The sequence below is a fragment of the Ketobacter sp. GenoA1 genome, from assembly GCF_003671475.1.
Classification (GTDB): Bacteria; Pseudomonadota; Gammaproteobacteria; order Pseudomonadales; family Ketobacteraceae; genus Ketobacter.
This window is the reverse complement of record NZ_RCHM01000042.1, coordinates 933,084-956,772: the sequence shown is the minus strand read 5'-3', so window position 1 is coordinate 956,772 and position 23,689 is coordinate 933,084. Positions and strand designations below refer to the sequence as shown.

At 54.5% G+C, this 23,689-nt stretch carries 23 protein-coding genes; 2 read left to right on the top strand and 21 right to left on the bottom strand.

Going from position 1 to position 23,689, the window contains the following annotated elements:
- Positions 1 to 15: 15 nt before the first annotated feature.
- The 12 genes from D9N13_RS18085 to leuC all read right to left on the bottom strand — a co-directional run bounded on the left by D9N13_RS18085 (position 16) and on the right by leuC (position 14,097).
- On the bottom strand, positions 16 to 609 hold the full coding sequence (locus D9N13_RS18085) for an SPOR domain-containing protein (RefSeq protein WP_290592903.1): 594 nt from the start codon (positions 607 to 609) through the stop codon (positions 16 to 18).
- A gap of 16 nt (positions 610 to 625) precedes the next feature.
- Positions 626 to 1,891 (bottom strand): bifunctional tetrahydrofolate synthase/dihydrofolate synthase, encoded by a 1,266-nt coding sequence (gene folC, locus D9N13_RS18080; RefSeq protein ID WP_290592901.1) that lies wholly within the window; start codon positions 1,889 to 1,891, stop codon positions 626 to 628.
- Entirely contained in the window at positions 1,881 to 2,744 is an 864-nt protein-coding gene (accD, locus tag D9N13_RS18075; RefSeq protein WP_290592899.1) for an acetyl-CoA carboxylase, carboxyltransferase subunit beta, read from the bottom strand. Before accD ends, folC begins: the two co-directional genes overlap by 11 nt.
- A 33-nt stretch (positions 2,745 to 2,777) precedes the next feature.
- Positions 2,778 to 3,581, bottom strand: a complete 804-nt coding sequence (trpA, locus tag D9N13_RS18070; RefSeq protein WP_290592898.1) for a tryptophan synthase subunit alpha — start codon at positions 3,579 to 3,581, stop codon at positions 2,778 to 2,780.
- Positions 3,582 to 3,618: 37 nt separating this feature from the next.
- Positions 3,619 to 4,833 (bottom strand): tryptophan synthase subunit beta, encoded by a 1,215-nt coding sequence (trpB, locus tag D9N13_RS18065; protein ID WP_290592896.1) that lies wholly within the window; start codon positions 4,831 to 4,833, stop codon positions 3,619 to 3,621.
- On the bottom strand, positions 4,820 to 5,440 hold the full coding sequence (locus D9N13_RS18060; protein WP_290592894.1) for a phosphoribosylanthranilate isomerase: 621 nt from the start codon (positions 5,438 to 5,440) through the stop codon (positions 4,820 to 4,822). The genes trpB and D9N13_RS18060 overlap by 14 nt, the downstream gene beginning before the upstream one ends.
- Positions 5,441 to 5,524: 84 nt before the next feature.
- Positions 5,525 to 6,328 carry a tRNA pseudouridine(38-40) synthase TruA gene (gene truA / locus D9N13_RS18055; protein ID WP_290592892.1) on the bottom strand — a complete coding sequence of 268 codons (804 nt, stop codon included), beginning with the start codon at positions 6,326 to 6,328 and terminating at the stop codon, positions 5,525 to 5,527.
- A gap of 76 nt (positions 6,329 to 6,404) precedes the next feature.
- On the bottom strand, positions 6,405 to 9,527 hold the full coding sequence (locus tag D9N13_RS18050) for a FimV/HubP family polar landmark protein (RefSeq protein ID WP_290592891.1): 3,123 nt from the start codon (positions 9,525 to 9,527) through the stop codon (positions 6,405 to 6,407).
- 320 nt (positions 9,528 to 9,847) lie between these two features.
- Entirely contained in the window at positions 9,848 to 10,870 is a 1,023-nt protein-coding gene (locus D9N13_RS18045) for an aspartate-semialdehyde dehydrogenase (RefSeq protein WP_290592889.1), read from the bottom strand.
- Between the two features lie 47 nt (positions 10,871 to 10,917).
- Positions 10,918 to 12,003, bottom strand: coding sequence for a 3-isopropylmalate dehydrogenase (leuB, locus tag D9N13_RS18040; protein ID WP_290592887.1), 1,086 nt, complete (start codon positions 12,001 to 12,003; stop codon positions 10,918 to 10,920).
- 20 nt (positions 12,004 to 12,023) lie between these two features.
- The gene (gene leuD, locus D9N13_RS18035) at positions 12,024 to 12,671 is read right to left on the bottom strand and encodes a 3-isopropylmalate dehydratase small subunit (RefSeq protein WP_290592885.1); all 648 of its coding nucleotides are present in this window, start codon (positions 12,669 to 12,671) and stop codon (positions 12,024 to 12,026) included.
- Between the two features lie 19 nt (positions 12,672 to 12,690).
- The gene (leuC, locus tag D9N13_RS18030) at positions 12,691 to 14,097 is read right to left on the bottom strand and encodes a 3-isopropylmalate dehydratase large subunit (protein WP_290592883.1); all 1,407 of its coding nucleotides are present in this window, start codon (positions 14,095 to 14,097) and stop codon (positions 12,691 to 12,693) included.
- Positions 14,098 to 14,242: 145 nt separating this feature from the next.
- On the opposite strand from leuC, the gene D9N13_RS18025 reads away from it, so the two are divergent.
- Complete coding sequence (locus tag D9N13_RS18025; protein WP_290592881.1) at positions 14,243 to 15,115, top strand: LysR family transcriptional regulator; 873 nt, start codon at positions 14,243 to 14,245, stop codon at positions 15,113 to 15,115.
- A gap of 4 nt (positions 15,116 to 15,119) precedes the next feature.
- On the opposite strand, the gene D9N13_RS18020 is transcribed toward D9N13_RS18025, so the two are convergent.
- The gene (locus D9N13_RS18020; protein WP_290592879.1) at positions 15,120 to 15,746 is read right to left on the bottom strand and encodes a TetR/AcrR family transcriptional regulator; all 627 of its coding nucleotides are present in this window, start codon (positions 15,744 to 15,746) and stop codon (positions 15,120 to 15,122) included.
- A 156-nt stretch (positions 15,747 to 15,902) separates the two neighbouring features.
- On the opposite strand from D9N13_RS18020, the gene D9N13_RS18015 reads away from it, so the two are divergent.
- Positions 15,903 to 16,826: a homocysteine S-methyltransferase family protein gene (locus D9N13_RS18015; protein WP_290592876.1), complete on the top strand. Its 924-nt coding sequence runs from the start codon at positions 15,903 to 15,905 to the stop codon at positions 16,824 to 16,826.
- 17 nt (positions 16,827 to 16,843) lie between these two features.
- Here D9N13_RS18015 and D9N13_RS18010 read toward each other — a convergent pair whose 3' ends face one another.
- From D9N13_RS18010 to D9N13_RS17975, 8 genes are all read right to left on the bottom strand, one after another.
- Positions 16,844 to 17,251 carry a gamma-glutamylcyclotransferase family protein gene (locus D9N13_RS18010; RefSeq protein ID WP_290592874.1) on the bottom strand — a complete coding sequence of 136 codons (408 nt, stop codon included), beginning with the start codon at positions 17,249 to 17,251 and terminating at the stop codon, positions 16,844 to 16,846.
- A gap of 2 nt (positions 17,252 to 17,253) precedes the next feature.
- Entirely contained in the window at positions 17,254 to 17,946 is a 693-nt protein-coding gene (gene mtnC, locus D9N13_RS18005) for an acireductone synthase (RefSeq protein WP_290592873.1), read from the bottom strand.
- Positions 17,943 to 18,497 carry a 1,2-dihydroxy-3-keto-5-methylthiopentene dioxygenase gene (locus tag D9N13_RS18000; RefSeq protein WP_290592871.1) on the bottom strand — a complete coding sequence of 185 codons (555 nt, stop codon included), beginning with the start codon at positions 18,495 to 18,497 and terminating at the stop codon, positions 17,943 to 17,945. The genes mtnC and D9N13_RS18000 overlap by 4 nt, the downstream gene beginning before the upstream one ends.
- An 11-nt stretch (positions 18,498 to 18,508) precedes the next feature.
- Entirely contained in the window at positions 18,509 to 19,123 is a 615-nt protein-coding gene (locus tag D9N13_RS17995) for a methylthioribulose 1-phosphate dehydratase (RefSeq protein WP_290592869.1), read from the bottom strand.
- Complete coding sequence (locus D9N13_RS17990; RefSeq protein ID WP_290592867.1) at positions 19,101 to 20,282, bottom strand: MFS transporter; 1,182 nt, start codon at positions 20,280 to 20,282, stop codon at positions 19,101 to 19,103. Before D9N13_RS17990 ends, D9N13_RS17995 begins: the two co-directional genes overlap by 23 nt.
- Before the next feature lie 3 nt (positions 20,283 to 20,285).
- Complete coding sequence (aroC, locus tag D9N13_RS17985; RefSeq protein ID WP_290592865.1) at positions 20,286 to 21,389, bottom strand: chorismate synthase; 1,104 nt, start codon at positions 21,387 to 21,389, stop codon at positions 20,286 to 20,288.
- Positions 21,390 to 21,508: 119 nt separating this feature from the next.
- Positions 21,509 to 22,420, bottom strand: a complete 912-nt coding sequence (gene prmB / locus D9N13_RS17980) for a 50S ribosomal protein L3 N(5)-glutamine methyltransferase (RefSeq protein WP_317622533.1) — start codon at positions 22,418 to 22,420, stop codon at positions 21,509 to 21,511.
- Positions 22,421 to 22,730: 310 nt separating this feature from the next.
- Positions 22,731 to 23,579, bottom strand: coding sequence for a DUF4892 domain-containing protein (locus D9N13_RS17975; protein WP_290592861.1), 849 nt, complete (start codon positions 23,577 to 23,579; stop codon positions 22,731 to 22,733).
- Positions 23,580 to 23,689 lie beyond the last annotated feature (110 nt).

The following is a 23,689-nucleotide window of genomic DNA, read 5'->3' as shown; positions in this document are numbered from 1 at the left end:
CCTAATCCACACCCCTCAAGGAATATACTTTAAAATCAGGGTGTTAAGCTTAAAATCCCGTTCCAGTGCCGTTTTTTGCTGCTCCAGACGGTGGCGCCTTATTTCCGGCCCCACATACACCTTATGCAAACCTGCCACTGCCTTGGTGTATGCCTTGTAGCCGGCATCATTGAGCTTGTCACGCAGGCGGTTTGCATTCTCCTGACTGGAAAAGGCCCCAACCTGAATAATCCAGGCCTCCGCCAGATCCACCCTGTTATCCGCAGCATTCTGAATCGCGCGATCCACTTCCTGTTCTTGGGCGATATAGTCTTCCACAGGGAGCGATTCCGGGGTCTTGGGAGCAGCATCGGGCTCGGCGGAAAAGGTTTCCGTGGAGCGGGTTTCCTCTGCTGCTTTGCGGGCTTCGGTTTGTTCTACCTGGGCGATCACCGATCGCGCCTCATCTTCGAGGGTACTGAAATCCTGCGCCTGAATCGTCATCGCGGGTTGCTCCGGATAAGCGTAGTCCGCGGAATTGACCCGTTGTTGCTGCCCATCGAACACCAGAGGCAAAAATATGACCGCTAATGAGATCAGGACAATGGCGCCCACTAACCGCTGCTTCAAGTTTTGATCCAATGATCTAATCCTTATCCGAGTGCATCAAACCGCTGTATTGTATAACGTCTGCAACGGTATAAAAGGACCCAAATACCAGGATCAGATCATTTTTGTCGACCGTTTTCACCAGTTTCCGGCAAATTGTTGAAGGGCTGGGCTGGGGAGCGTCACACCGGGCACCTGCGTCCAGTAGCCGCTGCCGCAAGTCACCGGCCTGCGCAGCTCGCTCCGCCTGCAGTTCAGCCGGATACCAATGGTCCACCACCGGCAACAATTCCAGTACTGTATTGAGAATATCCTTATCCGCCAACATGCCGATTACGCAATGTACCCGGCGCTTTGGAAGCGCCTTCAGATAGTGGGCAAGGGCTTTCGCTGCATGAGGGTTGTGCCCCACATCCAGCATCACCCTGGGGTGATCGTGAATCACCTGACGGCGCCCGGTAACCGACACCCGGGACAAGGCCTGATTATACTGTGACGGCAAAAGCGGGAACGGGGCCAACACCAGTGCCTGCAGCGCGGTGGCTGCGTTCTGCAAGTAGATGGCCGGTGTGGTCAGCTGCTCATACCGGCATTGCCGCCCATCGTTACCCGTAACCGTGGCCGACCAGCCGGACTCGGTTGCCTGCCAGTCAAAGTGATCGCCCTGCTGGTATAACTGACAGCCCATCTGCCCTGCCCGCTCCGCGACATCCCGCGGTAAATCAGCTTCACCGATCACCAGCGGCCGACCCGCTCGGCCGATGCCAATTTTTTCGTACCCGATCTGGGTGCGGTCAGACCCCAGCCATTCCTGATGATCCAGGTCGATGCTGGTGACCACCGCAATAGAAGGCGCCCACACATTGACCGCATCAAGACGCCCACCCAGACCGACCTCAAGAATCCAGGCATCCAGGTTTTCCTGCTTGAACAACCAAATGGCAGCCAGGGTGGTAAATTCGAAATAGGTTAGGCTGACATCCCCCCGCTGCGCCTCAACGGCTGCAAACGCCCGCACCAACTGCTCATCATCACACTGACAACCATTGATCATGACTCTTTCATTGAATCGAACCAGGTGGGGAGAGGTATAAACGCCGGTTGTATGATTGCCGGCGCGTAAAAACTCATTGATCAGGGCAACCGAAGAGCCTTTGCCGTTGGTGCCGGCTACTGTGAAAATGAAGGGGTTGTCAGAGAGTAACTGAAGGCGCTCAGCCACCACCCGGATACGCTCCAATCCCATATCGATGGATTTGAAATGGAGTTTCTCCAGGCGGCTCAGCCAATCTTCAAGCTGCATTTTGGGGTAACAGTTTGTCCATCAACCGATATAACGTATCGCGCAACTCATGGCGATGGACAATCATGTCCAGGGCGCCGTGCTCCAGTAAAAACTCACTGCGCTGAAAGCCTTCCGGCAGTTTTTGGCGTACGGTCTGCTCGATAACCCGCGGCCCGGCAAAACCAATCAACGCATTGGGCTCAGCCAGGTTGATATCGCCCAGCATGGCCAGACTGGCGGACACCCCACCATAAACAGGATCGGTCATCACCGAAAAGAACGGCAGGCGGTTTTCTTTCAGTTTTTCCAGCACCGCACTGGTTTTTGCCATTTGCATCAGTGAGAACAAGGCCTCCTGCATCCGGGCGCCGCCGCTGGCAGAAAAACAGACCAAAGGACAACTGTGCTCGATAGCGGCATTGGCTGCCCGTACGAACTTCTCACCGACGATGGTTCCCATCGAACCACCCAGAAACTCAAACTCGAAAGCCACCGCCACCACCGGGTAGCCTTGAACCGTGCCCCGGAATGCCACCAGGGCGTCTTTTTCGCCGGTGCCTTTCTGGGCGCTGGCCAGGCGATCTTTGTAGCGCTTACTGTCTTTGAACTTCAAGCGGTCCACCGGCTCCAGTTCCGCCGCCAGTTCCTCCCGGCCTTCGGCATCAAGAAACAAATCCAGGCGCCGGCGGGCATTGATACGCATGTGATGGTCGCACTTGGGGCAGACGTCCTGGTTCTTCTCCAGCTCCGGCCGATAAAGGAACGCACCGCACTTTGCGCACTTCTTCCACAAACCTTCAGGTACTTCGGTCTTTTTGGTCGAACTTCTTCCTACACTGGGTAGTATCTTTCCCAGCCAGCTGCTACTCATAACAACGCCACCCTGATTTCATTATGTTTATTATTACTGATCCAGGCCGTGGCGCAGGGATTGAACGAATTCGGATACCTTGGACATCATGGTATCGCGATCATCCTGAAATTCGGCAATCAACTTCACCAGGGCACTGCCAACCACTACCCCATCAGCGTTCTCACCGATCAGGCGCGCGGTTTCAGCGTCCTTGATACCAAAGCCTACCGCAATGGGCAAATCCGTTGTTTTACGAATTGTTTCCAACTTCCTGTTTACCCCCTCCACGTCCAGGTTGCCGGCACCGGTCACACCCTTCAGGGAAACGTAATACAGGTAACCTCGGCCACTGGCAGCAATCCGCGCAATTCGGGCATCACTGGTGGTGGGTGCAATCAGAAAAATCGTGTCCAGGCCCGCCGCGTCAAACAGTTTGATGGGCTCTACCGCTGCTTCCGGCGGTAAATCCACAATGATAAGACCATCCACACCGGCTGCCGCTGCATCTTGGGCGAACTGTTCATAACCATACACTTCCACCGGATTCAGGTATCCCATTAACACGATGGGCGTATCCTGATTGGTTTCGCGAAAGGATTTGACCATCTCCAGTGCATGGGTGGTGGTTACGCCGTTAGCCAGCGCCCGTTCATCGGCCAACTGAATCACCGGGCCGTCCGCCATGGGGTCAGAAAAGGGAATACCCAACTCAATGATGTCTGCACCCTGCTCTGCCAGCCTATGCATTAACGGCACGGTTACCTCCAACTGGGGGTCGCCGGCTGTAATAAAGGGGATCAGGGCTTTCTTGTTCTGTTGCTTCAAATTCTGAAGGCACGCTGTGATGCGGCTCATCTTGTAAACTCCTTAAAACCTTATCAAAAGCACCCTGTCAGAGGCTGATGCCGTCAATCTCGGCAACGGTCAAAATATCTTTGTCACCACGGCCGGATAGATTGACGATAATAATATCGTCTCTGGTCATGGTCGGCGCCAGTTTGGCCGCGTAAGCCAGCGCATGGCTGGACTCCAGGGCAGGCATGATCCCTTCAATGCGGGTCAGGTTGCGGAATGCTGCCAGGGCCTCATCATCGTTGGCCGCAACATAATTCACTCGGCCACAATCTTTGAGCCAGGAGTGTTCAGGCCCGACCCCAGGATAATCAAGGCCGGCGGAAACGGAATGGGTATGCATAATCTGCCCGGCACCATCCTCCATCAGATAGGTGCGGTTGCCATGCAGCACGCCGGGCCGACCAGCACACAATGGCGCGGCATGCTGACCACTGGCCAGACCTAGGCCGCCTGCCTCCACGCCGTACATGGTCACCGACTCATCGGCGAGGAACGGATGGAACAGACCTATGGCATTGGAGCCACCGCCAACACAGGCAATCAACGCATCGGGCAGGCGCCCCGTTTGATCCTGACATTGTTGCCGCGCTTCACGGCCAATCACACACTGAAAATCCCGAACCAGCATGGGATAAGGGTGGGGGCCGGCTACAGTACCAATGATATAAAACGTATCGTCCACATTGGTTACCCAATCCCGGAGCGCTTCGTTCATGGCATCTTTCAGGGTTTTGGTACCGGAAGTAACAGGAGTCACCTTGGCACCCAAAAGCTTCATGCGATAAACGTTAAGGGACTGACGCTTGATGTCCTCCGCCCCCATAAACACCTCGCATTCCAGCCCAAGCCGCGCTGCCACCGTGGCGCTGGCCACGCCGTGCTGCCCGGCACCGGTCTCGGCGATGACCCGCCGCTTACCGGTGTACTTGGCCAGTAAAGCCTGACCAATAGTGTTATTCACTTTATGGGCACCGGTGTGATTTAAATCCTCACGCTTAAGGTAAATCTGTGCTCCACCCAATTGCTCAGACCAACGTTCAGCATGATAAAGAGGGCTGGGACGGCCGACATAATGGGCCAAATCCTTGTCAAAGGCTGCCTGGAATTCAGGGTCTTTTGACAATTTCAGGTAGATCTCTTCCAGTTCATCCAACGCAGACATAAGCGTCTCGGAAACGAAGCGCCCACCATAGGGGCCAAAATTTCCAAGATCATCCGGCGTATTCAGAAAATCACGCTCATTCTGAGACACTGTGTACTCCTGTGATAAAAGCTTTAATCAAAGCATGGTCTTTCTTGCCTTTGGAAGACTCGACGCCTCCACTCACATCGACGGCCCAGGGCTTAACCTGTCGTATCGCTGCAGCCACATTGGAGGGGTCCAGGCCACCGGCCAGAACGATGGGTTTATCGAGGTCGCGGGGCACCTTTTCCCAGTCGAAAACCTGACCGGTTCCGCCTGGTGTGCCTGACATATAGGTGTCGAGAAGAATACCACGACTGCTGTGGTATGTGTGACATTGTGCCACCAAATCAACGCCGTCTTTCATTCTGACCGCTTTGATGTAGGGCTTGTTCCAACGCCGACAGCGGTGTTCGCTTTCGTCACCATGGAATTGCAACAGATCCAACGGCAGTGCATCGAGAACCCCCCCTAAAAACCGGTCATCCGCATTGACAAACAAACCCACACTGGTCACAAACGGGGGCAAATTCGCCAAAATGGTTTTGGCGGTATCCACGCTAACATTTCTGGGGCTTGGCTCGAAGAACACGAAGCCCAGGGCATCGGCACCTGCATCCACCGCCGCCAAAGCGTCTTCGGTATTGGTGATTCCACAAATCTTTACCCGGGTCAAAGCTGGATACTCTCAATTCCGTAAAAGGAACGGGATTTTAACAGATTAATCCGAATCTGCGGAAAGGATTAGGCAAGGTCTAGGTCAGCTCAGGGTATCCGCAAGTGGCATGAAGGGAATATCGCGCTCCGGTTCAGGGATTCCGAACTCTTCCGGATAGCCCACTCTCATAAAGAACAGGCCAAACGGTGGCGCAGTGACACCGCCGAGGGCACGGTTACGGTGGTCGAGCACTTGATTTACCCACTGCAGGGGTTCTTTGCCGCAACCGATGGCCATCAACACGCCGGCGATGTTCCTCACCATATGCTGCAAAAACGCGTTGGCTTGTATATCCATAACGATCAGATGGCCGTGTCGCCTGAGTTTGATGTGATGGATAGTGCGCACCGGGGACTTGGCCTGGCAGCCCTGGGCCTGAAAGGAACTGAAATCATGCTCACCCACCAAGACATCGGCGGCTTGCTGCATCAGAGCGACATCAAGGGGGCGATAGTTCCAGGTCAGATGTTGCATTCCCAATGCCGGCCGCACCGGGTGGTTATAAATCACGTAACGATAGGCACGGGATAGGGCAGAAAATCGGGCGTGAAAATCATCCGCAACCGGTTTGGCCCAGCGTACAGAAATACTATTGGGAAGATTTCGGTTGCTGCCAAATACCCAGCCTTTTTCTGGGCGGTGGGAACGGGTATCGAAATGCACCACCTGGCCCACGCCATGCACCCCGGTGTCGGTTCTGCCGGCGCATATTACCCGCGTGGGATGATCGGCCACTTTGGCGAGCGCGCGTTCCAGATGCTCCTGCACTGAATCGGGATCATGCTTCTGACGCTGCCAGCCACAGTAATGACTGCCATCATATTCCACACCCAACGCCACTCGCATACATTGCCCCTGAAGAAAACGAAAAGAGGGCCTGCAGGCCCTCTTGCGCGAATGTTACGAAGTTGTGTAATACGAATCAAGACTCCAGACGGGTCAACAGATCCTTGGCCTCGCTTTTTTGATTGTCATTACCCTCGATCATGACCTCATCCAGTATGTCCTTGGCGCCATCGCGATCCCCCATGTCAATGTAGGCTCGGGCCAGATCCAGCTTGGTGGATGCTTCATCGGCATCGGACAGAAAATCAAGCTCTTCACCGGAATCGTCCATATCATTGGCCGCCGGAGCCGCGGGTGCAGCAGGGGGCGTCATGTCGGCTATGATCGTTTGATCGTCGTCGGCGGGCACATCCGCATCGGAAGGCTCCCCACTGTCCAGAAAATCCGCATCCAGATCAAGGTCCAGCTCATCGGCCAACTGCGCCGCGGACTGTGAATCCAATTCCAGATCGTCCTCTGATTCGGAGCTTGCCGGTGCTTCTGGCGCAGGCTCAGCCGGGGCCTCTTCTGAATCGGAGAAATCCAGCGATGGTGTCTCATCCAGTTCGGTGGTGGAGCTGTCAAAGTCCAGATCAAAGTCCATGTCGTTGGACTCAGGCACCTCTTCCGCAGGGGCTTCCGGTTCTTCAACATTGAAATCCATGGACAAATCTTTGTTGCTGTCATCCGGGGTTTCGGTGCTTCCGGCGCCGCTTACCTCATCCAGTGAAAAATCGGTATCAAAATCCAGAGACACTTCATCCGATTCATTGGTGGGTTCCGCGGGGGCAGCACTGCTGCTGTCGGAATCAAAGGCGGTATCCAGGTCGAAGTCCAGGGTGCTGGCATCGTCTTCAGTTTTGGGGCTGTCTTCCTCGTCATCCAGATCAAGGTTCAGGTCAAAATCCAGGCCGGCCACTTCAGCGGCACTTTGCTGCTCGGAGGGTTCTTCAGTTCCGGCTTCCGCCTGATCCGCCGGGAAACTGGTTCCGGTGTCTTCCAGGTCACCCAGATCGAAATCCAGACCGGTATCGGATTCCTGCTCCAGCTCACTCTCTATTTCGCTGCCTGTCTCGCTGGCGGGTGTTTCCCCGGGCTCCGACAGTGCTGAATCCAGATCATCAAAATCAAAACTTTCAGCAGCTGAATCCGCTAATATGGTGTCATCGCCATCCTGATCAGCGCCATGGTCTGACGACACACTATCCTCAGGCACGCTGCTCAGTTTGTCACGCAGGCCGTCGGCCCGGCTGACGTCGGCTGAGGTTCCCACATCCTGCAGCACCCGATAGTGATTCATAAAGATCTCGGGTTCGTTGGCTTCAGCGCAGACCTCACAGAGTTTCAGACGGATGTCAGCTCTGTCTGGCTCGCTTTCCGCTGCTTTCTCCAACATCTCGATGGCCTGCGGGAATCGGCCGTAAGCGATATAAATGTCCGCTTCCCCAATCACATCCGATGTCTGTGGAACGGTTTCCTCATCCGCACTGGCTTCAACCGCTTCCTCGAACGCATCGTCTTCTTCCAGGTTGACGGAATCCAGTTCCAACAGGTCATCACCACCATGGGCTTCAGGCAAATCAAACTCTTCGGGGATATCCTCCTCAAGTTCGGCCCCGGCCTGCTTGCGGCGCGCCGCCACCAGCCCCAGTACGATCAACAGTACAATGGCTCCACCACCGGCGGCAAGGTACATGGGGTTGGACAGGATCTGGCTAACCAAATCCTGCTGCGATACCGCAGGTGGTTGCGCGGGTTCAGGTTGCTTGGGCTCCTCCACCTCGACCCCGGCCAAATCGGGCTCTGCATCCATTGCGGGATCTTCAGCATCGGTTGCGGTGGAGGGCATGGCCTCGGTGCCAACCATTTCATCTTCGCTTTCACCCGTGTCTTCGGCAAAGTTATAGTCAACGCCCTCCTCCGATGATTCTTCCGGAGCAATCAGCTCACCGGTGGTGACATCGTCCTCTGCCATTGGGGCTTGTTCGGGCTCTTCGGTGATCAGGTCACCGGCCATCACCGGTTCGGATGTATCGTCTTCCACTGCCGGGGTTGCCTGCATCTCGGCTTGCTGCGCCGCTTCCAGTTCCCGTAGTTTTGCCTGCAAGGCGGCGATTTGCTCATCCTTTAAGGTAAGAACCTTTTCTGAAGTATCCAACTGGTCTTCCAGGTCAGACATACGCAAGCGGAGTTCTTCATTCTCCAGCTTGAACTTGTCGACGGTCTCTTCCGCTACCACCAATTGATCCCGTAACTGACCAGAATCGCCCGCGCCACCCTGCCCTGTATCGCTGCTGTCGGTGCCGGCGGACACCAGTTTCAAGCGGTCCGGTGATTGGCCACTGGCGGGATCCTGTTCGCGGCTAACACTACGACCGCTGAGGTCAATCTGGCGAGCTTCCGTATCTGAAGAACCTGAAATGCGTTCCCGCCATTGACGGTTTTGCTCTGCCGCCATGGCAATCGCATCGCGACTGGACAGCTGCATGACTTCTTCTTCAGTGGGGGCGCGCAATACGGCGCCTTTCTTCAGTAAATTGATGTTGTCGTCAATGAAGGCATCCGGGTTTTTGCGCTGAATCGCCATCATGGTCTGCTGGATGCTGACCCTGTCTGATGGCTTCATGCTTCTGGCGATGCTCCAAAGGCTGTCGTTACTGCCGATGGTATGCGTACCGGCCTGGCTGCCCTGGGCGTATTCGCCACTGCTGTAGGACGGCTGTGGCGAATCCGTTTGGTAGGTGGTGGTAACCGGTTGCACTGAACGGGTGGGCGTTGCAGACGAGGTTGTTGGCGCTGCGACGCTATCGGCCTGCTGGCTGCTGTAGATCGGAGGATCCAGCAATAGCGTGTATTCCCGCAACAGGCGCCCCGCTGGCCAGTTCACTTCCACCAGAAAATTCAGAAACGGCTCTTTTACGGGCTTTCGGGAGCGGATCTTGATGATCGACTTCCCTTGATCATTGACGGTTACCTCGAATTTGAGATCGGTCAAAAAATGGAAGCGCTCTACGTTGGCAGAAGCAAAATCTTCCTGGGAAGCGAGTGCGGGTAAAATCTCATTGGAAGTAAGCTCTCTTACCTGCACCAGTTCGATTTCAGCGTCCAGCGGTTCACTCAAAGCTGAATTGAGCTTGATTTCGCCCAAACCCAGTGCGTTGGCCAACCCAGGGATAAGTACACCCACACCAAGCATTGCAGCGGCAAGTTTACGAACCATTATCTATTCCTTCGCTTATATGACCACCGGACGGCAAAGCCATCCCTTCGTTTTTCTTAAATTTGTCACGTTAGGTCTCGGCGTGGCCTGACGGCAAGCTAGGCGATCCCCTTCATCAACCCGACTGCAACAAATACGAATCCAGCAACCTGCTGATTTACTAAACTATTAACTTGCTTAGGAGAGCCATTCATTTTTTGAAAGCTACCCCTAACAAGGATAGCTTTCAATTTGCGGTTGTCAGGCAAATTCTTGAATAATCGTGACCCAGTTACCTGATTAATCTAGAACCAGCCTGACAAGATTGAGGTAAGTATCAATTATAAATAGTGTTTTATCAACTCTTCGGCGATTTGCACGCTGTTGGTGGCCGCCCCTTTGCGAACATTATCCGCCACCACCCAGAGGTTGATACCCCGGGGATGAGAGATGTCTTCCCGGATACGTCCAACAAAAGTGTCATCCTTATCGGCAGCATCGGTTACCGCCGTGGGGTAGCCACCATCCTGGCGGGTATCCAGCACGGTTATTCCGGGTGCCGCCTGCAGCAGTTCGGTGACCTGCTGGGCACTGATCTTGGCACGGGTTTCGATATGCACGGCTTCGGAATGCCCATAAAAAACCGGTATGCGCACGCAGGTAGGATTGACTTCAATGCTGTCGTCACCAAAGATCTTCTTGGTTTCCCAAACCATTTTCATTTCTTCTTTGGTATAGCCGTTTTCCTGGAACACATCGATGTGTGGCAGCGCATTGAATGCAATCTGCTTGGGGTACACTTCGGCTTTGGTAGGCTGTCCGTTCAACAGATCCCGGGTTTGTACGGCCAGCTCCTCGATCGCCTCTTTACCCGTGCCGGAAACCGCCTGGTAGGTGGCCACATTAATGCGTTCGATACCCACCGCATCATGGATGGGCTTCAATGCCACCAGCATCTGTATGGTTGAGCAGTTGGGATTGGCAATGATGCCGCGGGTCTTGTACTCCGCAATCTTGTCGGGGTTCACTTCCGGCACCACCAGAGGGATATCCTTTTCATAGCGGTAATGGGAGGTATTATCGATAACCACACAGCCCGCAGCAGCGGCTTTGGGTGCAAATTCAGCGGAAATCGACCCGCCGGCGGAGAACAGGCCGATCTGAACCTTGGAGAAATCGAACTCGGCCAGGTTTTGTACCCGAATATTCTTGCCCTTGAACTGGACGATCTTTCCCTCTGAGCGCTCGCTGGCCAGTGGATAAAGAGTGCCGACCGGAAAGTTTCGCTCCTCCAGTACCCGCATCATGGTTTCACCCACCGCACCGGTGGCACCCACTACTGCTACATCGTATGTCTTACTCATAACATCCTTCTTCAACACTTGGTTGCTTGATCGTTGTTTGTGTTCAATCAGCTACTTGATTTCACTGTATTCAAGACGGCTTCACCCATCTGGGCGGTACTTACTTTCTGGCTGCCGTCGGTGTAGATATCCGCAGTCCGGTAGCCCAGATCCAGCACCTTACTGACAGCGGCTTCAAGGCGATCGGCAGTAGCCCCATACCCCAGGGAATATCTCAACATCATGGCGGCAGAGAGAATGGTGGCCAGGGGATTGGCCAAGCCTTTACCGGCAATATCCGGGGCTGAGCCGTGGCAGGGCTCGTACATGCCCTTGTTGTCCTTATCCAGGGAGGCCGACGGCAGCATGCCGATCGACCCGGTCAGCATGGCCGCTGCATCGGAGAGAATATCGCCGAACATATTGCCCGTAACCATGACATCGAACTGTTTGGGAGCCCGGATCAGTTGCATGGCCGCGTTATCCACATACATATGGCTTAACTCGACTTCCGGATACTCTTTACTGAGATCGGTCATAATCTCACGCCACAATTCGGTTACTTCCAGGACATTGGCCTTATCCACAGAACAGAGCTTCTTGCCCCGTTTCATGGCCGCCTCAAAGGCCATGCGACCAATCCGGATGATCTCTGATTCACTGTATACATAGGTGTTGTAGCCCTGGCGCTCGCCGTTTTCCAGCGTGCGTATCCCTCGAGGCTGGCCGAAGTATATGCCACCGGTAAGTTCACGCACTATCAGGATATCCAGCCCGGAAACCAGCTCCGGCTTCAGGCTGGAGGCGCTGGCCAGCTGTGGATAGAGCATGGCTGGCCGCAGATTACCGAACAGTTCCAGCTCCGAACGCAGTCTCAGCAGCCCTTTTTCCGGGCGAATCGCTATCTCCAGGGACTCCCATTTTGGCCCGCCGATGGCACCAAACAGGATGGCATCCGCTGACTTTGCCAAGGCCAGGGCATCTTCCGTCAGGGGTACACCAGCAGCGTCAATGGACGCCCCGCCCACCAGGGCGTGTTCAAACTCCAATCCCAGGCCCTCGTCTTCATTGACGAAACGCAAAACGGCTTCCGCCTGCGCCATGATCTCCGGCCCGATGCCGTCACCGGCCATAATCAAAACATTTTTAGACATCTCAATTCCTACTGCTTGGTTTATTTGATGACATCGAACAACCAGGGCGAATTTGCTTTGCGCCGGGCTTCGTATGCTTTGATCAACTCGGCATCCTGCAAGGTAATCCCGATATCATCAAGCCCCTCCAGCAAACAATGCTTACGGAACGGATCCACATAAAATTCGATACGGCTGCCGTCTGGTTTGATGATGTGCTGGGTTTCCAGGTCAATGGTCAGTGAGTAACCCTCATTGGCAGCAACCTGCTGGAACAACTCATCGATTATTTTTTCATCTAAAACAATGGGTAACAAGCCATTCTTAAAGCTATTGTTAAAGAAAATGTCCGCAAAACTGGGTGCCAATACCGCACGAAAGCCAAAATCGGTCAAAGCCCAGGGCGCATGCTCCCGACTGGAACCACAGCCAAAATTACGGCGCGCCAGTAAAACGCTGGCCCCTTTGTAACGTGGCTTGTTCAATACAAAATCAGGATTGATGGGGCGGTGACTGCAATCCTGGCCCGGCTGCCCTTCATCCAGGTAACGCAGCTCATCAAATAGATTGGGCCCGAAGCCGGTACGCTTGATGGACTTCAAAAACTGTTTGGGAATGATCAGGTCCGTATCCACATTGGCTCGATCCAATGGTGCAACAATACCTTCAAACTGGGTAAATTTTTCCATCTCTCACTCTCCCCTGGGCTCAGGCCATGTCTCGAACATCTATAAAGTGACCGGCAATCGCCGCCGCTGCCGCCATCGCCGGGCTCACCAGATGGGTGCGGCCACCATACCCCTGTCGCCCTTCAAAATTTCGATTGGATGTGGAGGCGCAATGCTCGCCATCACCCAGGCGGTCGGCATTCATTGCCAGGCACATTGAACAACCAGGCTCACGCCACTCAAAACCAGCCTCAACAAAGATTTTATCCAGGCCTTCTTTTTCCGCTTGTGATTTTACCAGGCCCGACCCTGGCACCACCATTGCCTGCTTCACCTTGGGGGACACTTTGCGCCCCCTGGCAATGGCCGCCGCTGCCCGCAAATCTTCTATACGCGAGTTGGTGCAGGAGCCGATAAAGACGCGATCCGGCACTACATCTGACATGGTGATACCCGGTTTGAGCCCCATGTATTCATAAGCACGGCGCATGCCTTCTGCCTTGACCGGGTCCGATTCACGGTCCGGGTCCGGCAAGGCCTCGTCGATGGCCACCACCATCTCCGGTGATGTCCCCCAACTCACCTGGGGTTTAATCTGCGAGCCATCCAATACCACGACAGCATCAAATTCTGCATCGTCGTCGCTCTGCAAGGTCTGCCAGTAGGCAACCGCTTTCTCCCAGTCATCGCCCTGGGGCGAGTAGGGCCGGCCTTCGAAATAGGCAATGGTTTTTTCGTCAACCGCGATCATACCGGCACGTGCGCCAGCTTCAATGGCCATGTTACAGACGGTCATGCGGCCTTCCATCGACAGGCCTCTGATTACGCTGCCGCCGAACTCGATGGCATATCCGGTGCCGCCTGCAGTGCCGATTTTGGCGATGATGGCCAACACCACGTCTTTCGCTGTCACACCGGGGCCCAATTCACCATCCACCCGCACCAGCATGCTTTTCATCTTTTTCTGAATCAGGCACTGGGTTGCCAACACATGCTCAACTTCAGAAGTACCAATACCGTGGGCCAGGGCACCGAACGCACCGTGAGTCGCAGTATGGCTGTCACCGCAGACAATCGTCATACCCGGTAAGGTTGCCCCCTGCTCCGGCCCCACGACATGCACTATACCCTGGCGGTGATCCTGCATTTTGAATTCGAGGATACCGAATTCATCGCAATTATCGTCCAGGGTCTGTACCTGAATTCGGGACACCTCATCTGCTATGGGGCCGCTTCGGTCGGTAGTGGGCACATTGTGATCCGGGGTCGCAATGTTGGCATCGATGCGCCAGGGTTTACGCCCAGCCAAACGCAGACCTTCAAACGCCTGGGGCGAGGTGACTTCATGCAACAACTGGCGGTCGATGTAGATCAATGCCGTTCCATCTTCCCTTTGTTTGACAACGTGGTCATCCCACAACTTGTCATACAATGTCTTGCCTGCCATGGTGGTTCCTCTCAACAGTTACTCTATCAACAATGACACTCTCAATTGGGCCAATCCTAAAGGGAGCCGCTCCATAAAACAAATTCATATTTTTTATTCATTGCATTACCATATGGAATACAACGAATAATCGAGGGTGAAATCAATGGAAATCGGGGAACTCAAGGCATTCGTTGCCGTGGCCGAGCTGGGATCATTCTCACTGGCTGCCCAGCAGCTGCACCTGACCCAGCCCGCGGTCAGCAAACGCATCAGCCTTTTGGAAGCCGGATTGAACTGTCAGCTGTTTGACCGCATCGGCCGCCAGATCACCCTGACGGAATCCGGCCGCGATCTGCTGCCGCGGGCCAATCGCATTCTGCTGGAAATGGAGGATTTGCGCAGGGCCATGTCGAGCCTGAGCAATGACGTCAGCGGTACCCTGAAAATTGGAACCTCCCATCATATTGGTTTACACCGCTTACCACCGATATTGAAACAGTTCTCCCGCCTGTATCCGCAGGTAAAGCTGGACATCCAGTTCATTGACTCAGAGATGGCATTTGATCTGGTGATGCACGGCAAATTGGAGGTGGGTATTGTTACCTTACCACCGGACCAAGACCTCACCCTTAAAACCATTCCCATCTGGGAAGATCCACTGGCCTTTATGGTTGCGGTGGATCACCCACTGGCTGCCGCCACCGACATCGATATCCAGAGCCTGGCGCAACATCCCGCCATTTTGCCCAGTATGTCCACGTTCACGCGAAGAATCGTCGAGAGCCTGTTTCAGGAGCGGACACTGAACATTGAAGTGCCGATCTCAACCAATTATCTTGAAACCATCAAGATGATGGCCTCCATCGGCCTGGGCTGGACGGTGCTCCCTGCCACCATGCTGGATTCTGAGGTGGTAGAACTGCCGATCCGGGATGTTTCCCTGAATCGTCATCTGGGCGTGGTGTATCACCCGGGGCACTCTCTTTCCAATGCAGCCAAAGCGATTCTGGATCTATTGGAAGCCCCCGGAATCTGATCCGCTAAGGGGTTTTGTGCGCAAAAGCCAGGCGCAGGAATTCACGGTAAAGTAGCACCTGCTGTACCAACGAGTTGTTACTCATGAATATGCGAGAGAGAATGATTCCACCTTCGACACAGGATGTGAACATATCCGCCAGCGCGATGATGGAAACGTCGGTGTTCATGGGGTATTTATCTGCGATTTTGTCCAGTCGAATCTGAATCAATTTACGCCATACCAGAACCCCCTGCTTGATGAGTTCCCGTATTTCTTCATCGAACTGTTGGCTCTCGTAGGTAAAGCCGGCAACAAGACACCCCGGATGGGTCTCATCCAGATTCTCGAGCATGTCTGCAAACAAACCGAGAAACGCCAGCAACTGCTGAAGCGGGTCATCCGAGGACTGATCTGCAAGCAGGAACAACTCATCGAATATACGGTTGTCCTGTTCCAGGTAACGTTCAATCAATGCCCTGGCGAGATCTTTCTTGCCATTAAAATGGTAAAAAAAACCACCCTTGGTGATGGCCGCATTTTTTATGATGTCGTCGATGGAGGTGGCGGAGAACCCATGGTTCAATATGATCGATTCAGCCACTCCCAGTATCCGCTCACGGGTGCCTACCGCTTTTGTGTTGCTCGCCATGATGACAACCAGGGTCCCCTAGCTGTACCAAAGGTACAGTTATTTTGTGAATTTTAACGGCCAAGTCCTGACCTCTGGTCCACTGCTTTTGAACAGCAGACTCCATACACTTCCTGCCCACACCCTACAGCGTTTGACCACACAGGAAGCGATACCATGTTCGATGAAATACTGAGCAAGCTCAATAACCAACCATACCTTACCGACAGCGGATTGGAAACCACTCTGGTATTCCATGAAGGGTTGGAGCTGCCCTGCTTTGCCGCCTTTACGTTGCTGGACTCGGCAGCCGGCCGCGAAACCTTGAGACACTACTATCGCCGCCATTTAGCCATTGCCGCCCGCAAGGAGGTTGGCTTTATCCTGGACACACCCACCTGGCGGGCCAGCCCAGATTGGGCCCTGCGCATGGACATGAGCCTGTCCGATCTGCAGCGACTGAACAGCAAAGCGGTTGATGAAATGAAACAGCTCCAAAGCGAAGCTGGGGCAACCGCCACCCTGATCAGTGGCTGCATAGGCCCCCGCAGTGATGGCTATCAGCCAGCATTTATTATGAGCAGCGCTGAAGCCAAGGATTATCACCAGCAACAGATTCTCTGGCTGCAGCAAGCGGGAGTGGATCTGATCAGCGCCCTTACCCTGTGTTATACCGATGAAGCCATCGGCATTACGCAGGCCGCACAACAACTGGAAATCCCGGTGGTGATTTCGTTTACTGTGGAGACCGATGGCCAGCTCATCAATGGCATGCCGCTACGGGACGCCATTGAATCCGTGGACCAAGCCACCAATGAGGGGCCCCTGTACTACATGGTGAACTGCGCGCACCCCTCTCATTTTCAGAACCACTTGCAGGGGGAGCACTGGTTGAGCCGTATCAAGGGCATCCGCGCCAATGCCTCCACCAAAAGCCACGCCGATCTGGACAACTCGGTAACCCTGGATGCGGGAGATCCACAGGCGCTTGGTGAATCCTATAAGGAACTGAAGCATCTACTGCCCGATTTAAGGGTCTATGGCGGCTGTTGCGGAACCGATCATCGGCATATCGAGGCCATTTCCCATGCCTGTTGCTGAGCAATAATAGCAAGCTGCTAATAACGGTAAGTCAACCGACCCTTCATGCCCTGTTGCCGATACCACTCGATGGTCCACGGTGTATCGGTAACACGGGCCTGTGCCCAGGCGGCAATCACATAGACCCAGCATTGAATCAGGCTATCCTGCTCACTCAACCTGACCTCGGTCCGCACTCGACGATACAGCTCACCCTCATATCTATCCAGGTGCTCAAGTTCCGCCTGCGTCACACCGTATAATAGCGTGCCGGGGACCCGGCAATGAGGGGCTGCTGTGATGCCGGGAAAATTGGCCCGGGCAACCAGGCCACAACGATAACCATCAAGCCAGGCAGCATCACCCGGCAGCGTCCGCCCAATGATGCGTTCAGTAATCTCCGGTAACTGCAGGGTGCCGTAGGCAAACAGGGCGTGTTGCTTCACGGTCAGGCCAGGTGATTCAGGTCGATTTGCAGGAAACTGGTGACATGAGGATGAGCACCAAAGCCGTCACCGATGCATTCCCTGTCCAAGGCCATGGTAACCAGCCCGGCGCTATGGGCAGCGTCCAGCTCTGCCACTACGTCGGATAAAAACAGTATCTCCGCCCCCGGCAGTTGCAGCGTATTCTTGATCCGCTCATACGAAGCCGCATCGCGCTTGCCACCGATTCTGGTATCGAAAAAATGGTCGAATAGCGCCGTCAGATCACCGGCTTCGCTGTATCCAAAAAGCAGAACCTGTGCCGCTTCAGAACCGGACGAATAGACGTTCAGGGAAAGTCCCTGCTGTTTCCAGCTACGCAGCACCGCTGCCACTTCCTGATACAGGTGGCCTTTTAATTGCCCGCTCTCATAACCGTGCCGCCAAATCATGCCCTGCAAGGTTTTCAGTGGTGTGATTTTGAGATCCTGTTCAATCCAGTTAACCAGTATCTCCCCCACCCGCTCCAGGCTGGCACCGGGCTCCCCGGCCTCCGCCCTGACCGCACTGATTTCCTGCTCAACATCAGGCCGCTCGGCATTATCCAATACAAACTGTTGGATTCGTGCTTTGGCATAGGGGAACAAGGTATCTGCAACGAACGAGATGCTGGTGGTGGTGCCTTCAATATCGGTTACGATGGCTTTGATGCTCACTTCGCCAGGGCCTCATAGCGGGGGAACTCATCGGCAATCTTCTCGCCGGTGAAGTTGGCTACCCAACCATCGGGATTGGTAAACAGGCGTACCGCAGTGAAATTGGGGCTGTCGCCCATATCAAACCAATGCTGAGTGTTTGCCGGCACACTGATCAGATCGTTCTTGCAGCATTGCACCGCATAAACGCCATCACTCAGGTGCAGGTAAAACAACCCATCGCCTTTTACGAAAAAACGAACTTCGTCCTCTGAATGAGTGTGTTCATTGAGGAACTTATTACGCAGTGCAATCTTGTCGGGGTGATCCGGTGTCATGTTGATGACGTCCGCTGTCTGGTAGCCGCCTTCTTGTTTCAGCTTATTAATCGAGTCGGCGTAAGCGGCCAGAATGTCATCGGTTGTGGATTGTGCGGTGATCGGGAAGTTCGCTTCCCACTGCTCGAAGCGCACCCCTTTTTCACCGAGTATCCGTGCAATTTCCTGCAGATCCTGGGTAACCACGTCGGCCTGGGCCGCGCTCTTGTCGTTAAAGACGTACAATGTGCTCATTGTCTTTTCCTCTATTTCAGCAGCAAGCAACTTTTGTATTCACATTCCATAAGGAACTCCATGGCTTCGCTGTGACGTTTGGCATCCGCAACGGTTGTGCCCCAACTGTAGATGCCATGGCCGGCCAGGATAAACGCCGGGCATACCGGGCCTGCACGCAGATAAGCATCCACGTCTTTGGCCAGCTCTACCATATTCTGGCTGTTGGGGATCACCGGCACCACAATTTCCTGCTCATGGCTGGTCACCCCTGCGAACGCCTTTTGCATTTCGTAATTGTTAAAACGAATGTCGCCACTCCAGATCACCCGGCTGAATACCGTACCATAGACCGAATGGGTATGGATGACGTAGCCGGCATCGGGCATGTGACCATAAATCAGGGCGTGCAGCAGGGTTTCCGCCGATGGCCTTTTGTCGCTGTTGTAGGGGTCGCCCTGGGAATTGACCTCCATCAGGTCGTCCTCGGTGAGCGCTCCCTTGGCATTCCCCGACACCGTGATGAGAATACGCTGATCATCAATACGTGCGGACAGATTGCCGCTGGTTGCCGGGCACCAATTGTGGGATTCCACCCAGCGCCCTATTTCCATTACATCTTGTTTAAGCTGATTGAGTTCCGTCATGGGATACCCTGTATGAAGAATGTGTTGCCAGCGCCATGGCTAACAGTCCAGCGGCCAATGCGGCAGTGGCTGCCATAAAGTAAGCCATGGATCCACCCCAGTTTTCAACAATGAAGCCGGAAAGAAAGGCCCCCGAAGCGCCGCCGGCACCGAAACTCAGCGCGCTGTACATGGCCTGCCCCTGCCCCGCCGCCGTGGGGCTGAAGTACTGATGAATCAGATGCATGGCAATGGCGTGGAACACGCCAAATGTGGCGGCATGACTGACCTGGGCAATGAGGATAATCAGTAGATGCTCCGGGTACAGCCCGGTCACCAGCCAACGTGCAGCGGCGATGAACAAACAGGCAATAGTCAGACTGCGCACACTAAAATAACCAAACAGCCGGTGCACCAGCAGAAACACGACAATCTCGGCGATCACACCCAACGCCCATAACCAGCCGATCAGGGACTTGCTGTAACCAAAATCCCCCAGATAGATGGAAAAAAAGGTGTAATAGGGGCCGTGGGATACTTGTAACAGAAAGCAGATGGCGAAAAAAAGAATAGGCTGCGGTGATTTCAATTGCTGCACGAAGGCCTTCAGACTGCCCTGATGACGGACCGAATGTTGCGGGCTGCTGACCGCAAAACTGGATAGCGCGATCAGCAACAACATCACAGCAAGAATAGCCGGCAATGTCTGCAGGGAATGGTTCTCAAAAAACCAACCCAGGCCCACCACCGCGACCACAAATCCAACGGATCCCCACACCCTTATGCGGCTGTATTGATCGGTGGCTGTGTCCAGATGGCGCAGGGTAATGACTTCAAATTGGGGGAGAATCGCATTCCAGAAAAAGCTGAAACCCGCCATCACCAGGGCCATGCCCCAGAATCCGGGTTTTAAAAACATGAAGCCGAAGATAAGCACGGCCAGCAGCGCGCCGCCACGAATGACTTGAAGCCGCTTGCCGGTATGGTCCGCCAGCCAACCCCAGACATTGGGGGCAACCAGTTTGGTGCCCACCAGAACAGCCATTAACTGGCCGATTTCAGCCAGCGTGAAACCTTCTTCACGCAGAAACAGGCCCCAGAAAGGCAGCATGGAACCCAACAAACCGAAATACCAGAAGTAGAAACCGGATAAACGCCAATAGGGAACCCGTTCCGACACCACTTATTCCTGGACGCGGCCCGGGATCACCGGAGTGCAGGAATGAACATCCGCATTCTGCCCCCGATGACGCAACAGGTGATCCATCAGCACAATGGCCATCATGGCTTCGGCAATGGGTGTCGCCCGTACCCCCACACAGGGGTCATGACGCCCGGTGGTCACCACTTCCAGTGCGTTACCGCTGGTATCGATGCTGCGCCCCGGTATACGCAGACTTGAGGTTGGCTTGAGCGCTATATTGGCAACGATGTCCTGACCGGAGGAAATCCCGCCCAGGATGCCCCCGGCGTGGTTGCTGAGGAACCCTTCCGGCGTCAGCTCATCCCGATGCTGTTCACCCCGCTGCGTCACACACTGGAACCCGGCACCGATTTCCACCCCTTTCACCGCATTGATGCTCATCAGGGCATGGGCCAGATCCGCATCCAGGCGATCAAAGATGGGCTCGCCCAATCCCGGCATGACCCCGGTGGCGACCACCGTGACCTTGGCGCCGATGGAGCTGCCGTCCCGTCTCAGCTGGTCGATTAGCGCTTCCATCTGTGGTACCACCGCCGGATCAGGGCAGAAAAACGGATTCTGTTCCACTGCATCCCAATCGAACGCGGTTGGTGTGATATCACCGATTTGCGAGACATACCCCCGCACATCTATTCCATACCGGATTTTCAGGTACTTCTTGGCGATGGCGCCGGCGGCAACCCGCATGGCGGTTTCACGGGCGGAAGAACGCCCGCCGCCACGATAATCCCGCACCCCGTATTTCTGCTGATAGGTGTAATCCGCGTGGGCGGGACGGAAAGTATCCTTGATATCCGAATAATCCTTGGACTTCTGATCCTTGTTTCTGATGAGCAGGCCGATGGCCGTGCCGGTGGTCTTGCCTTCGAACACCCCGGACAGGATCTGAACCTCATCATCTTCCCGGCGCTGAGTTGTGTACTTTGAAGTGCCGGGTTTGCGCCGGTCCAGATCCCGTTGCAAGTCCGCCTCAGACAGATCCAGGCCCGGTGGGCAGCCGTCCACGATACAGCCCAGGGCGACACCGTGACTCTCGCCAAAAGTGCTGACGGTAAACAACTTTCCAAAAGAATTTCCTGACATGATGTGCTCTGAATCTGATGAGGTTGAACAGGGCGCCATTATACCTGCCGCCCTGCAAACATGCTAAACCAATTTAGACACGTCTATATTATTTTAAATCAATCAGTTAAGAATCATACCTAAAGTACAAAATCAGCTTGATGATGATCAATTTGCTCCTTGGTCAACAGGAACACACCCATTCCACCCCGCTCAAACTCTAACCAGGTGAAGCCAACCTGGGGGTAGGCGTCTTCCAGTGCCTCCCAGGAATTACCCACCTCGATCACGGCAATCCCACCGGGGTTCAGGTGACGGGACAGCTCGGGCAGCATTTTGCGCACGATATCCAGACCGTCGTTGCCCGCCTCCAGTCCCATCCTCGGCTCATGATGAAATTCATCCGCCAGAGCATCCATATCCTGCTTATCCACATAGGGTGGATTGGATACGATGATGTCATAGGTACGGCCATCCAGAGCCTCAAACAGATCGGAGTAGATCACATTAACCTGTTGCTCAAAGCCCAGATCCAGCACATTACGCTCCGCCACATCCAGGGCGTCTTCGCTGAGATCCGCACAATCCACCAGCGCATCAGGGAAATACTGGGCGCAGGCAATACCGATACAACCACTGCCGGTACACAAATCCAGTATGCTCTCTACTGCCGCGGGATCGATCCAGGGCGCAAATTGCTTTTCTATCAGCTCACCGATGGGCGAGCGCGGAATCAAAACCCGTTGATCCACCTGGAACGGAATGCCGGCAAACCAGCCCACTCCGGTGAGATAGGCGGTGGGCACCCGCTCCAGCACCCGTCGTGCCAACAGGCTGCAGATCACCTTGCGCTCGGCGGGCAATACCCGGGCATCCTGTATTCGAACATCGGTATCCCAGGGTAAATGCAGGGCATGGAGCACCAATGCCACGGCCTCATCCCAGGGATCGTCGAAACCGTGCCCCAGCACCAGCTGATGTTCGTTGAATAGACTCACTGACCAGCGCAGAAAATCCCGGATGGTGGCGAGCTCAGAAATCGCCTCGTCGATGCTGAGTAGGTCCTGACTGGAGTCGGGTATGGCAACCATGTTCTCTCTTCCGTGGCAAAAGCCGGAATTTTACATGGTTGGAGGGAAATCCTCTAACGCCTTGTGCGCATTCGGGACCGAATCAAGGCACGATTCTTCTGACGACGTTGACGGGAGGTAAAGCTGGCTTTGCGGCTGCGCGGCATGGGGGTGGCGTGTTTCACAGTAAGCGCACTCTTGGTCGGACAGTAATCTTAGGAAGATAGGCCAAATCGATCAATTATCAACCAATTTGAGGCGAATCAGCCTTCAACGCGAACCCGATCACATTCTATGGTTCCCAATCCGGCGCCACCCATTCCACCCAGACTCTTCCCGGCGCATCCGGCCTGGGTGCCAGATTGGCCGCATCCAGCACCGGCACGTCAAGCCCCTTTGCTTTCAGCTGAGCCTGTAATACCTCTGCCACAGGCGCTAATGCCTGGGCCTCCCCATGGCGATGAATCACCAGCAGCTCAGGTTTCACATCGCCGGCATGACGGGTCACTTTTTCCACCACCAGTGAAAAATCAGGCATTCCCTCTTTTATAACCAGTTCACCCAGAATCAAATAACCCTGCTCCTCCAGCATGCTTGCAATCACTTGCGCATCCAGCTTCAATTCCGGAACAAACAGGGTTTCACGGTAGAAATACCGGCGGCGGTTAGGCCGTTCAACCAGGTAATAAACATGGTACCGGCGGGCCCCCCTGTCTTTGACCACCCACAGACTCTGCGTACGATCATTGCCATAGAGCATGGGTTCATTGAACTTGGCATTGGCCCAGGCAAAGCTCTCACCGCAATCCCGGCTGAAACAGGAAAACAGAAGTTCATATTGGGCAGACTCCAGAACACTCTGCACCTGATCCCTGGCCTCCTGTATGTTTTCGCCACCGGTTAACTCCCACACCGTGGAAGAAAACTCCCCGTCCATGCGCTTGTAGGTTGCCGGCATGTCCCGGCCCAGTGATCGATCCAGTTTGATTCGGCCCAAGGGCAGAATATAGTGACGGGATTCATCCCGTTGCTCAGAAACCACTTCCGATGACTGAAAAATCGTCTGACCGGATGCAGCCATGGCTGCAAGCGAAGTCAGAAGAAAGCTTAAAACAATGGCCCGTCCACCCAGAATGTCCATTACATTCCCTTTTATGTCAACGGTTTAGAAACTAGCAGACCCCATGCCGGTATTCAAGCTATGTTCAACTGAAGTTAAATTTGGACTACTATCAGGTTTCCAGCAGTTTA